General features: G+C 59.3%; 12 protein-coding genes. 7 read left to right on the forward strand and 5 right to left on the reverse strand.

What is annotated here, in order from left to right; all coding sequences use genetic code 11:
• Positions 1–31 precede the first annotated feature (31 nt).
• The gene (icd, locus tag C4S63_RS04390; RefSeq protein ID WP_062817269.1) at positions 32–1,294 is read left to right on the forward strand and encodes an NADP-dependent isocitrate dehydrogenase; all 1,263 of its coding nucleotides are present in this window, start codon (positions 32–34) and stop codon (positions 1,292–1,294) included.
• 30 nt (positions 1,295–1,324) lie between these two features.
• Here icd and C4S63_RS04395 read toward each other — a convergent pair whose 3' ends face one another.
• Positions 1,325–1,588 (reverse strand): cold-shock protein, encoded by a 264-nt coding sequence (locus C4S63_RS04395; protein ID WP_103916822.1) that lies wholly within the window; start codon positions 1,586–1,588, stop codon positions 1,325–1,327.
• Between the two features lie 267 nt (positions 1,589–1,855).
• Between C4S63_RS04395 and clpS the strand changes: the two genes are divergently transcribed.
• On the forward strand, positions 1,856–2,212 hold the full coding sequence (gene clpS / locus C4S63_RS04400) for an ATP-dependent Clp protease adapter ClpS (protein ID WP_062817271.1): 357 nt from the start codon (positions 1,856–1,858) through the stop codon (positions 2,210–2,212).
• Between the two features lie 47 nt (positions 2,213–2,259).
• Complete coding sequence (gene clpA, locus C4S63_RS04405; RefSeq protein ID WP_103916823.1) at positions 2,260–4,524, forward strand: ATP-dependent Clp protease ATP-binding subunit ClpA; 2,265 nt, start codon at positions 2,260–2,262, stop codon at positions 4,522–4,524.
• Between the two features lie 213 nt (positions 4,525–4,737).
• On the opposite strand, the gene infA is transcribed toward clpA, so the two are convergent.
• The 4 genes from infA to trxB form a co-directional block, all read right to left on the reverse strand.
• Positions 4,738–4,956, reverse strand: coding sequence for a translation initiation factor IF-1 (gene infA, locus C4S63_RS04410; protein ID WP_022984063.1), 219 nt, complete (start codon positions 4,954–4,956; stop codon positions 4,738–4,740).
• A 121-nt stretch (positions 4,957–5,077) separates the two neighbouring features.
• Positions 5,078–5,791 (reverse strand): arginyltransferase, encoded by a 714-nt coding sequence (locus C4S63_RS04415; RefSeq protein ID WP_103916824.1) that lies wholly within the window; start codon positions 5,789–5,791, stop codon positions 5,078–5,080.
• Positions 5,792–5,902: 111 nt separating this feature from the next.
• A complete protein-coding gene (aat, locus tag C4S63_RS04420; RefSeq protein WP_103916825.1) occupies positions 5,903–6,625 on the reverse strand; it encodes a leucyl/phenylalanyl-tRNA--protein transferase in 723 nt (240 codons plus the stop codon).
• A 3-nt stretch (positions 6,626–6,628) separates the two neighbouring features.
• Positions 6,629–7,576, reverse strand: a complete 948-nt coding sequence (gene trxB, locus C4S63_RS04425) for a thioredoxin-disulfide reductase (protein ID WP_062817275.1) — start codon at positions 7,574–7,576, stop codon at positions 6,629–6,631.
• Positions 7,577–7,885: 309 nt separating this feature from the next.
• Between trxB and C4S63_RS04430 the strand changes: the two genes are divergently transcribed.
• Genes C4S63_RS04430 through C4S63_RS04445 form a run of 4 tightly spaced genes read left to right on the forward strand, consistent with a single transcriptional unit; the run spans position 7,886 to position 12,545 of the window.
• Positions 7,886–10,201: a DNA translocase FtsK gene (locus tag C4S63_RS04430; RefSeq protein ID WP_062817276.1), complete on the forward strand. Its 2,316-nt coding sequence runs from the start codon at positions 7,886–7,888 to the stop codon at positions 10,199–10,201.
• A gap of 12 nt (positions 10,202–10,213) precedes the next feature.
• On the forward strand, positions 10,214–10,828 hold the full coding sequence (gene lolA / locus C4S63_RS04435) for an outer membrane lipoprotein chaperone LolA (protein ID WP_062817277.1): 615 nt from the start codon (positions 10,214–10,216) through the stop codon (positions 10,826–10,828).
• Positions 10,825–12,156, forward strand: a complete 1,332-nt coding sequence (locus C4S63_RS04440) for a replication-associated recombination protein A (protein WP_103916826.1) — start codon at positions 10,825–10,827, stop codon at positions 12,154–12,156. The genes lolA and C4S63_RS04440 overlap by 4 nt, the downstream gene beginning before the upstream one ends.
• Positions 12,153–12,545 carry a CrcB family protein gene (locus tag C4S63_RS04445; protein ID WP_103916827.1) on the forward strand — a complete coding sequence of 131 codons (393 nt, stop codon included), beginning with the start codon at positions 12,153–12,155 and terminating at the stop codon, positions 12,543–12,545. Before C4S63_RS04440 ends, C4S63_RS04445 begins: the two co-directional genes overlap by 4 nt.
• Positions 12,546–12,590: the final 45 nt, after the last annotated feature.

Raw genomic sequence — 12,590 nt, forward strand, 5'->3', positions numbered from 1 at the left:
GTTTCGCTTTTATTCAGAGGGAGTAGTGTAGATGGGATACCAAAAGATCACGGTGCCTGCAGACGGTGACAAAATCACGGTCAATGCGGACCTGTCCCTGAATGTCCCCAATCATCCGATCATTCCGTATATCGAAGGGGACGGCATTGGTGTTGATATCTCACCGGTAATGATGAAAGTGGTGAATGCAGCCATTGAAAAAGCCTATGGCACCAAGCGCGGCATCACCTGGATGGAAGTGTATGCAGGGGAAAAGGCCACGGTAGTCTACGGGCCGGATGTCTGGCTGCCGGAGGAGACCCTCGAAGCCCTGCGGGAGTTTACCGTGGGCATTAAAGGGCCACTGACTACCCCGGTGGGAGGGGGTATTCGTTCACTGAACGTGGCCTTGCGTCAGGAGCTGGACCTTTATACCTGTATGCGTCCTGTGCGCTACTTTGAAGGGGTTCCCAGCCCGGTTGTGCACCCCGAACTCACCGATATGATCATTTTCCGGGAAAATTCTGAAGATATTTACGCCGGTATTGAGTGGGCGGCCGACAGCCCGGAAGCGACCAAGCTGATTCGTTTCCTGCGAGAGGAAATGGGCGTCACCCAGATCCGCTTCCCGGAAGGCTGTGGTATTGGCATCAAGCCGGTGTCCCGGGAGGGGACCCAGCGCCTGGTGCGCAAGGCGATTCAGTATGCCATCGACAATGACAAGGATTCCGTGACCCTGGTGCACAAGGGCAACATCATGAAGTACACCGAGGGGGCCTTTAAGGACTGGGGCTACCAGCTTGCCGGCGAGCGATTTGGCGCCGAGTTGCTGGATGGCGGCCCCTGGATGACCATGAAAAATCCGCGAACCGGCAAGGACATCATCATCAAGGATGTGATCGCCGATGCGTTTCTGCAGCAGATCCTGATGCGTCCTGCCGATTACAGCGTGATCGCGACCCTGAACCTGAACGGTGACTATATTTCCGACGCGCTGGCAGCGGAAGTGGGGGGGATCGGTATTGCCCCGGGTGCCAACATCGGTGGCTCCGTGTCCCTGTTCGAGGCGACCCACGGTACGGCGCCGAAATATGCCGGGCAGGACAAGGTGAACCCGGGTTCCCTGATCCTGTCAGCGGAAATGATGCTGCGGCATATGGGCTGGAACGATGCGGCTGACCTGATCATCAACGGTGTGGAAGGGGCCATCGCGGCCAAAACCGTGACCTATGACTTCGAGCGACTGATGCCTGATGCCACCTTGCTGAAGTGTTCCGAATTCGGGGATGCGGTGATAGAGCATATGGGCATCTGATTTCTCAGATACCCCTGCGGCACAGATTGCTCAGGAAGGCGTCGACTGATTTTCAGGGGCGCCTTTTTCGTGGTCGCTTTCGGCGTAATCCCCGTCAGCCCTGAGATTGACAGCGTGGAAGCCCTTGTTGGCCGGCTGAACCTCGTATTCCACGGGCTGGCCAGCCTTCAGGCTCTTGTAGCCTTCCATCTGTATATAGGAGTAGTGAACAAACAGGTCCTCACCCCCTTCATCCGGCCTGACAAACCCGTACCCCTTGGCGTTGTTAAACCACTTTACTCGTCCCGTTGCCATGGTCCTTCCCTCTTGCCTATCCAATGGCTGTCGTTGTTTGTTGTTATCCCCGGGCCGACTGCTGCGGTAAACTGGAATCCGGAGTTATCGTGCAACTTTTAAACATGCGTGGCGGGGTGTCAAGCCCGTGAAATATTCAACGGGTGGCAGGCTGCTAGGGATTGAAAAATCCGTTACCGTCCATCATTTCTTCATTGCCTGCTGACGCAAGCAGGGTTACAACGGTTTTGAGGCATTATGAACTGGCAACAACAAGGGCACTGGGTAATGGCTCACGGAAAAGAGGATCTCCGTAACGGGCCTGCGGATTCGCCTTCCGATCCGGATCGTCACGGCGATCTGGCAGTGGAAGAGGCCAGGCCGAAGTTGAAGCCACCGTCCATGTACAAGGTGTTGATGCTCAATGATGACTACACCCCCATGGATTTTGTGGTAGAGATACTGGAAGACTTCTTCAATCTGGGCCGGGAGCAGGCCACTCGCGTGATGCTCACGGTTCATACCGAAGGAAAGGCGGTATGCGGGGTGTATCCCCAGGATATCGCCGAAACGAAAGCCACTCAGGTGGTGGAATACGCCCGTGAAAATCAGCACCCGCTGATGTGTCAGGTGGAGAAAGCCTGATTCAGGCTCTCCAGCTGGATTCCCGGGTACTGCAGTGAGGTAGCCTTATGCTCAGCAAAGAACTGGAAATGACGCTGAATGAAGCGTTTCGCCATGCACGTAGCCACCGTCATGAATTCATGACCGTTGAGCATTTGCTGCTGGCGCTGCTGGATAACGAGGCGGCCATCGAGGTCCTGCGCGCCTGTAGCGCGGATCTGGAGGAACTGCGCGATGCGTTAAGCCAGTTTATTGAGGACTCCACCCCGCTGTTGCCGGAAAGTGATCCGGATCGTGATACCCAGCCAACCCTGGGGTTCCAGCGTGTGCTCCAGCGCGCCGTCTTCAGCGTGCAATCCTCCGGCAAGAAAGAGGTGACCGGCGCCAACGTGCTGGTGGCCATCTTTAACGAACAGGAAAGCCAGGCAGTCTATTTCCTCAACTGCCAGGATATCCATCGCCTGGACGTGGTGAATTTTATCGCCCACGGCATTTCCCAGGTGCAGGATGCGGAGCCGTCCATGGAGGCGGAACAGGACATGGAAAATGCCGGGGAGAGTGCCCCGGCCAGCGCCCTGGAAAACTATGCCAGCAACCTGAATGAGCTGGCCCGTGCGGACCGCATTGATCCGCTGGTGGGGCGTGCTTTCGAAATAGAGCGGGCGGCCCAGATACTCTGCCGTCGCCGCAAGAATAACCCGCTCCTGGTGGGCGAGCCCGGTGTCGGCAAGACCGCTATCGCTGAGGGTCTGGCACGGATGATCGTGGAAGAGAAGGTGCCGGAACCACTGCTGGATGCCACCGTCTATTCCCTGGATCTGGGCGCGTTACTGGCCGGTACCAAGTACCGTGGCGATTTTGAGAAACGCCTGAAATCGGTGCTGGCCGAATTGAAGAAAGACCCCAACTCGATTCTCTTCATCGATGAGATCCATACCATCATCGGCGCAGGTGCCGCTTCTGGTGGGGTCATGGATGCCTCCAACCTTCTCAAGCCGATGTTGGCCAGTGGCGAGCTGAAGTGCATGGGCTCGACCACCTTCCAGGAATACCGTGGTGTATTCGAGAAGGATCGGGCCCTGTCGCGCCGGTTCCAGAAAATCGATGTGGTAGAGCCCTCGGTGGAAGATACCGTGGGGATTCTCAAAGGGTTGAAGAGCCGTTTTGAGCAGCACCACGATGTGACCTACAGCGATGCCGCGCTCAAGGCGGCGGCGGAGCTCAGTGCCCGTTATATCAATGATCGCTACCTGCCGGACAAGGCCATTGATGTGATTGACGAGGTGGGTGCCTGGCAACGTTTGCGCCCGGAAGACCAGCGCAAGCACACCATTGACGAGTCTGACGTGGAAGACATGGTGGCCAAGATCGCGCGCATTCCTCCCAAGCAGGTGTCGTCTTCCGACAAGGAACTGCTGCGTAATCTGGAGCGGGACCTGAAGATGACCGTGTTCGGGCAGGAGGAAGCCATTGATACCATCTCGGCGGCCATCAAGCTGTCCCGTGCCGGCCTCAAGGGCGAACACAAGCCCATTGGCAGTTTCATGTTTGCCGGCCCCACCGGGGTGGGCAAGACCGAGGTGAGCCGGCAACTGGCCCGAGCTCTGGGTGTGGAACTGGTGCGCTTTGACATGTCCGAGTACATGGAGCGTCATACCGTGAGCCGCTTGATCGGCGCACCCCCGGGCTACGTGGGTTATGACCAGGGCGGTCTGCTCACCGAGGCCGTGACCAAGACGCCTCACTGTGTGCTGCTTCTGGACGAAATCGAAAAGGCTCACCCGGAGGTATTCAACATCCTGTTGCAGGTCATGGACAATGCCACGCTGACCGACAATAACGGTCGCAAGGCGGATTTCCGCAACGTGATTGTGATCATGACCACCAACGCTGGCGTGGAAGTGCTGAACAAGCGCACCATCGGCTTCACGGAGCAGGACAACAGCACCGATGGCATGGAGATGCTGAAAAAGGTCTTCACCCCCGAGTTCCGCAACCGCCTGGATGGCATCATCCAGTTCAAGCCGCTGTCCACAGAGGTCATCCTCGGTGTGGTGGACAAGTTCCTGGTGGAACTGCAGGCGCAACTGGACGAGAAAGGCGTGGTGCTCAACGTGGACAAGGCGGCGCGTACCTGGCTGGCGGACAAGGGCTATGACAAGGATATGGGGGCACGCCCCATGGCCCGCCTGATTCAGGAACAGCTCAAGAAGCCGCTGGCGGAAAAGCTGCTGTTCGGGGAGCTTTCAGCTAACGGTGGCCAGGTCGATGTGACCGAGAAGGACGGCCAACTGTCGCTTACCGTCAAGGCGGCGGAGCCGGAGCCAGCGTAGAAGCAATTGATAGTTGATAATTGACAGTTGAAAACGAGAAACGAAAAAACCCGGCAAAGCCGGGTTTTTCGTCAGGAATAGATGTTAAGCAAGGGGGCCTGCACCTCTGCAGGTTTCCGCAAAACATAGAAAAAGAAAATACCCCTGGCTCACGAAGAGGCAGGGGTATTTTTTTAGCTATCAATTGTCAATTATCAACTGTCAATTGAAGGCTTATTTCATGCGGAACGTAATACGGCCCTTGGTCAGGTCATAGGGGGACATTTCCACCTTGACCCGGTCACCGGTGAGAATGCGGATATAGAATTTACGCATCTTCCCGGAGATATGGGCGGTAATAACATGACCGTTGTCCAGCTTCACACGAAACATCGTGTTCGGCAGGGTTTCAACGATGACACCTTCTAGTTCAATCTGCTCTTCTTTCGCCATCCAACGAATACCTTGGGTTACCGGCTATTAGCGGGCGCAATTGTGCCGGAAAAGACGCCGGGCTGCAAAAGAAGTTGGGACGGGAAAGAAAAGCGGGTTATTCCAGGTGGTATCGGGCGCTCTAGTCCTTCTTGAACTCTTTCCAGGCACCACTGCGGAGGATTTCCAGGGGCTGGTACTGGCTCTTGTAGGCCATCTTCTGACACTGGTCAATCCAGTACCCCAGATAGAGATAGGGAAGCTCCAGGTGATGGCACTGACGAATCTGCCAGAGCAGGGCCATTACCCCCAGGCTGCGCTCCGCCAGTGTCGGGTCAAAGAAGGTATAAACCGCAGAGAGACCGTCCGCCAGCTGATCGGTCACGGCCACCGCCAGCAGGTCTCCCTGGCGGCGGAAGCAGTAGAAGTGGGTATCCGCCCAGTCGCAGGTCAGGAAATTGGTAAATTGCTCCTCCGAAGGCGGATACATGTCGCCGTCACCGTGCCGCTGATCAATATACGCGGCGTAAAGGTTGTAGAACTCACGGGTGTAGCGGGCCGGCTCACGATGAACCGTAAGATCCCGGTTGGCTTTCTCGATACGCCGATGACGGCGCCGGGGTTGGAAATCCGCCACCCGGACCCGGGCGGGAATACAGGCGTTGCAGCCCTCGCAGTGCGGCCGGTAGAGATAATCGCCGCTGCGACGAAACCCCAGCAAGCTCAGTTCGCTGTAGAGCTCTGGTGACAATTTGGCCTGGGGGTCCACAAACAGGGTAGAGGCCTGGCGGTCCTCCAGGTAACTGCAGCTGTGGGCCGGGGTGCGGAAGAACCGCAGCGTGGACAGATCGGTCATGGCCTCAGTGTAGCGAATATCCTGGTGGAAGCCATATCCCTGAGAGGGGGCAGGGGCGCTAATTCTGCCCTTTTCCGGGAGAGGAGCGGCGCAGCTTCTGTCGCTGGCGCCCTAGCGCGCGCTTTCGAGGATCAGGGACCGGTCCCAATCGGTATCCGGCCAGCGCTCTGCCTTGGCAGCGTCAGGAATCAGCTGGTGCAGCAGACCCTCAAAAGTGGGTCGGTCAATCAGTTCGGCGCCCAGGGTCAGCAGGTGCGGGTTTTCCACCTGGGCATCAATCAGTTCGATGCCGAGGGTGGGCGCCAGGGCGCGCAGTGCCGCAAAGGCCATCTTTGAGCCATTTTGTCTTGGCGATACCATGGATTCCCCGAAGAAGACCCCACCCAGCTTGATACCGTAAACGCCGCCGGCAATGGCGCCGTCCTGCCAGATCTCCAGGCTGTGGGCGAAGCCAAGCTGGTGCAGGTCCACATAGGCAGTGATCATTTCTTCGCTGATCCAGGTGCCCATCCCATCCGCCCGGGGGGCGGCACACAGGCGCATCACCGATTCAAAGTCGCGATCCAGGGTGACAGTAAAGTCGGTCCGGCGCAGATGGCGGGTCAGGCTCCGGCTGACATGTATCCGTTGCGGGCGAATCACACAACGTGGGGCAGGGGACCACCAGAGGATGGGTTGATAATCCGCGTCGTACCAGGGAAAGATGCCCAACGAATAAGCCCGGAGGAGTGTCTCCGGGCTCAGATCGGCCCCGGCGGCCAGCAGGCCGTCCGGGTCGCGCAGGGCGGTGCGGGTATCCGGGAACGGGGTTCCCGGCTCCAGCCACGGCACCATGGCTTAGTGGTTCAGGTTATCCAGATACTTCTCCGCATCTAGAGCGGCCATACAGCCGGCACCGGCGGAGGTCACTGCCTGACGGTAGACGTGGTCAGCCACATCACCGGCAGCGAACACGCCTTCCACACTGGTGGCCGTTGCATTGCCTTCAATGCCGCTGCGGATCTTGATGTAGCCGTCATTCATGTCCAGCTGACCTTCAAAGATATCCGTATTCGGCTTGTGACCGATGGCAATGAAGACGCCCTGCAGTTCCAGATCCTTGCTGCCTTCACCCTTGGTGGACTTGATGCGCATACCGGTCACGCCGCTGTCGTCGCCCAGTACCTCTTCCAGGGTGTGATCCCACTCGACGCTGATGTTGTCCTTGGCCAGCAGCTTGTCCTGCAGGATTTTCTCCGCACGCAGGCTGTCACGACGGTGCACCAGGGTGACGTGTTCGGCAATGTGTGACAGGTACAGGGCTTCCTCAACGGCGGTGTTGCCGCCGCCAATCACGGCCACGCGCTGGCCCTTGTAGAAGAAACCGTCACAGGTGGCGCAGGCGGACACCCCTTTGCCCATGAAGGCTTCCTCGGACTCCAGGCCCAGGTACATGGCGGAAGCGCCGGTGGCAATGATCAGGGCGTCGCAGGTGTAGGTACCGCTGTCGCCCTTGAGGGTGAAGGGGCGATTACGGACATCCACTTCATTGATGTGGTCGTACACCATCTGCGTCTCGAAGCGCTCGGCGTGCTGCTGCATGCGCACCATCAGGTCTGGGCCTTGCAAACCTTCCACATCACCGGGCCAGTTATCTACCTCGGTGGTGGTGGTGAGCTGCCCACCGGGCTGAATCCCGGTAATCACCACCGGCTTCAGGTTGGCACGGGCGGCGTAAACGGCGGCGGTGTAACCCGCAGGGCCGGAACCGAGGATAATCAGGCGATGGTGCTGCACGTCGCTCATTGAGAACTCCAGTTGATAGGTAAGGGCAGGTTGTCACCCAGCTAATGGGGGTGCGGCACTGCACATTCAAGGCGTGTGAAAACTACCGTAAAACCGGGGTGACGTGAAGCCTATCGATCCTATAGATTTGGCCAACCGACTCCACGCCGGGCAGGCAGCCAGGGGGAATTGTGCGATAATGCCCGGCGGCTCGACCGGGCCGGGGCCACAAAGCTGGCCGCTCCCAGCGGGATTGACTATAATCGCAATAATTTCAATTCGTTATCAGCACTTTTTTAAGCGTAACTTTATGAATGCGAGGGGCGAGGCGTGAGTAAAACGGTTGCCGGGCAAGGACAGTCCGGGTTTTCCCGCCATCTCAAGCGCGGTTTGGTAGAAGGCATGGTGATCGCCCTGATTGCCCTGTCCCTGTATCTGCTGCTGGCGCTGATCAGTTTCGACAGCCGGGATCCGGGTTGGTCCTATGTGGGCAATGTGGATGCGGTGCGCAATGCCGCCGGCCGGGCAGGGGCGTTCAGCGCTGACTTGCTGCTGGGCCTGTTCGGCTACATGGCTTATCTGTTTCCGGTGCTGGTGGGCTTTTGGGCCACCAAGGTGCTGAGAGAGCGCCATGCGGGTCTGCCGGGCAGCTGGCCATTATTCAGCCTGCGCCTGGTGGGCTTTGTCCTGACCATGCTGGCGGGAACCGCACTGTCCTACATGCACTTCACCGTGGGGGATGCCCTGCCGGAAGGGGCAGGGGGGATTCTCGGCCACGAGGTCGGTGCCGCGGCACTGGACGGTTTTAACCCCTTGGGCGGCTCACTGATCATGGTGGCCCTGTTCCTGATCGGGGTGACGATCTTTACGGATCTGTCATGGATCGCTCTGGCCGAAGGGCTGGGTGCCCTGGTGCTGGGGGCCTTCGAGAAAATCCCCGCCTGGTGGCAGGCTCGCCGCAAGAAGCGCGAGGAAGCCCAGCAGAAGAAAGAGGCCCATGAAAAGCGCGCCAAGGTGATCAGCGAAGCGAAGAAGAAAGCCGAGACCCGCACCCCGCCGAAGATCGCCAAACCGGCCAAACCGGTGGAGAAGAGCGCCCGGGTCCAGAAGGAGAAACAGCAGAAACTCTTTACCACCGAGGTTACTGGCGAGCTGCCACCGCTGGTGCTCCTGGATCAGGTGGAAGAGTCCAAAGGGGGCTTTTCCGAGGAAGCCCTGGAAGGCATGTCTCGCCTGCTGGAAATCAAGCTCAAGGACTTCAATATCGAAGCGGAAGTGGTGGCGGTGCAGCCCGGCCCGGTGATTACCCGCTTTGAAATCCAGCCGGCACCGGGCATCAAGGTGTCGCGAATCACTAACCTGGCCAAGGATCTGGCTCGCTCCCTGGCGGTGATCAGTGTGCGGGTGGTGGAAGTGATCCCCGGCAAGACCACCGTCGGTATCGAGATTCCCAATGAACAACGGGAAATGATCCGCTTTACCGAAGTGGTCGGCACCCAGATGTTCGACCAGTCTCCGTCACCGTTGACCATGGCGCTGGGCAAGGACATTGCCGGTAACCCGGTCATGGCCGATCTGGCCAAGATGCCCCACTTGCTGGTGGCGGGCACCACCGGCTCGGGTAAATCGGTGGGCGTGAACGCCATGCTGCTTTCCATGCTGTTCAAGTCCAGCCCGGAAGATGTGCGGATGATCCTGATTGACCCCAAGATGCTGGAGTTGGCGGTCTACGATGGCATCCCCCATCTGCTGACTCCGGTGGTCACTGACATGAAGGAGGCCGCCGGCGCCCTGCGTTGGGGGGTGGGTGAAATGGAGCGTCGCTACCGGCTGATGGCATCCATGGGCGTACGTAACCTTTCCGGCTATAACCGCAAGGTGGCAGACGCCAAGAAGGCGGGCCAGCCGCTCAAGGACCCCATGTGGAAGCCGGACGACCCCATGAATCTGGAGGAAGAGGCACCACTGGCGGAGCATCTGCCCTACATTGTCATCGTGATTGATGAATTTGCCGACATGATGATGATCGTCGGCAAGAAGGTGGAAGAGCTGATTGCCCGTATTGCCCAGAAGGCCCGGGCCGCCGGTATCCACCTGATTCTTGCCACCCAGCGGCCATCCGTGGACGTGATCACCGGCCTGATCAAGGCCAACGTGCCGTCGCGGATCGGTTTCCAGGTGTCCTCCAAGATCGATTCCCGCACGGTGCTGGACCAGGGTGGGGCGGAGCAACTGCTCGGCCACGGTGACATGCTTTATTTGCCCGGCGGCAAAAGTGTTCCGGAACGTGTTCACGGCGCCTTTGTCTCAGATGAAGAGGTACACCGGGTCTGTGACGATTGGCGCAAACGCGGTGAGCCCAACTATCTGGACGAAATTCTGGATGGTGGCAGTGATCTCAATGCGCCCATGCCGGGTATGGAAAGTGCCGGTGGCGGGGGCGATGACGAAAACGACCCGCTTTATGACGAGGCGGTGGCCTATGTGACCCAGTCGCGCCGGGCTTCCATTTCGTCCGTACAGCGGAAACTGAAAATCGGCTACAACCGTGCCGCCCGTCTGGTGGAAGCCATGGAGATGGCCGGGGTTGTCAGCGAGGCGGGGCACAACGGCCAGCGCGAAGTGCTGGCGCCGCCGCCGGTTTAACAAGGAGTTTCAATGCGCAAGCTGTTAACGGGTTTACTGATCATGCCGTCCCTGTTGTGGGCGGCCCCTACCGATGAGCTGCTGTCCAAGCTGCAGAAGCTGGAATCCATGAAGGGCCAGTTTGAACAGATGGTGCTGGACCAGGGTGGTACCCACATGCAGGAAGCGGAAGGGGAGTTTCAGGTGGCCCGGGGCAACCGCTTCTACTGGTCCACGGCAATGCCTTTCGAGCAACTGGCGGTGTCCGATGGCAGCACCGTCTGGGTCTATGACAAGGATCTGGAACAAGTGGTGGTGCGGCCCCTGAGTCAGGACCTTGGCCAGACCCCTGCGCTGCTGTTTGGCGGCAAACCTGCTGACGTGGCCGAGGCCTTCGCCATTTCCGAGCGTAGCCGGGAGGGAGAAAGCGTCACCTACCGCCTCAAGCCGAAAGGCAGCGATCCCTTGTTCGACCAGCTGGATGTGACGTTCGAGGGCGACAAGCCCCGTTCCATGCGTCTGCAGGATGCCCTGGGTCAGCAAACCGTGATCGATTTTCGCGACTTGATGATCAACACCGGCATTGATGCCGCGTTGTTCAACTTCGTGCCGCCGGAAGGCACGGATGTGATCCAGCAACAACAATGAACGACCTGTTCGCCACCGACGCTGCCCGGCAGGCACAGCCCCTGGCGGCACGCCTGCGTCCCACCTCGCTGGACGAGTACGTGGGGCAGCAGCATCTGGTGGGCGACGGCAAACCTTTTCGCCAGGCACTGGAGCGGGGTCAACTGCATTCCATGATCCTGTGGGGGCCGCCGGGGACCGGCAAGACCACCCTGGCGTTGATTCTGGCCCAGGCGGTGGATGCGGCCTTTATCACGCTTTCCGCAGTGCTATCCGGGGTCAAGGATATCCGCGCGGCGGTGGAACAGGCGCAGGTCCGCCTGGGCCAGGGGCGGCGCACGGTCCTGTTCGTGGACGAGGTGCACCGCTTTAACAAGGCCCAGCAGGACGCCTTCCTGCCCCATGTGGAAGAGGGCACCATCACCTTTATCGGTGCCACCACGGAAAATCCCTCTTTCGAGCTCAACAACGCCTTGCTGTCCCGGGCCCGGGTCTACCGACTGCGCTCACTGACCGCGGAGGACCTGCACGGTTTGCTTTCCCGGGCCCTGGCGGACCCGACCCTGAAAGGCATGGAGCTTGACGGTGATGCTCGCCAGCTATTGCTCAACTACGCCGATGGTGATGCCCGGCGATTGCTGAATATGCTGGAAGTGGCGGCGGATCTGGCTGACGGCGAATCCCCGGTCATCGATGCGGCGCTGATGCGGGAAGTGCTTCGCGATGCGGTGCGTCGGTTCGACAAGGGCGGGGATCTGTTTTATGACCAGATCAGCGCGCTGCACAAATCCGTTCGCGGGTCTGATCCGGATGCGGCGCTGTACTGGTTTGCGCGCATGCTGGACGGTGGCTGTGACCCCCTGTACATTGCCCGCCGCGTGGTGCGCATGGCCAGTGAAGAAGTGGCCAATGCTGACCCCAGAGCGCTGACGCTTTGCCTTCAGGCCTGGGATGTGCAGGAGCGGCTGGGCAGCCCGGAAGGTGAGCTGGCCATCGCCCAGGCCATTGCTTACCTGGCTGTGGCGCCCAAGAGCAATGCGGTTTACAAGGCCTATAACCAGGCCCGGGCGCTGGTACGTGAGCACCCCACCGATGAGGTGCCACTGCATCTGCGCAATGCGCCCACCCAGTTGATGAAAGATGAAGGCTTCGGTGCCGAGTATCATTACGCCCACGATTTTCCGGATGCCTTTGTGGCTGGCGAGAACTACTTTCCGCCCAGCCTCAGCAGGACCCGCTTGTACGAACCGGTGAACCGGGGGCTGGAAATCAAGGTGTCGGAAAAGCTGGCGCGTCTGCGCGAGCTGAACCAGCAAAGTGACTGGCAACGCTACGGGGACGAGTCATGAATATGGCAACCCTGGCGCCCTGGCTGGCTGTTGCCGGCGGCGGAGCTCTTGGTGCCAGCCTGCGTTTTGCCACTACGCTGTGGATCGGTGTGCCGACCATGCCGACCTGGCCCTGGGCCACCTTCGGGGTGAATCTGGTGGGCAGTTTTTTGTTCGGCTTTCTGGCGGTGGCTCTGGCCAGCCTGCCGGTGGGTGAGCTCTGGCGGCTGGCGTTGATGACCGGCATGCTCGGCGCGTTGACCACGTTTTCCACCTTCTCCTTCGAACTGGTTCGATTGGTGGAAGTGAAGGCCTACGGGATGGCGGCTGGATATGCCCTGGCGTCGGTGCTGGTCTGTTTTTGTCTCGGTGGGCTGGGGTTGCTGCTGGGACGGTTGGTGTTCGAGTAACGATTGCCTGAAAAAACATTGTAGAAGCCATGCTTGCATGGCGAA

Origin of the sequence: Alcanivorax sp. DSM 26293, from assembly GCF_900107995.1 — a bacterium.
In the GTDB taxonomy this organism is placed as follows: Bacteria; Pseudomonadota; Gammaproteobacteria; order Pseudomonadales; family Alcanivoracaceae; genus Alcanivorax.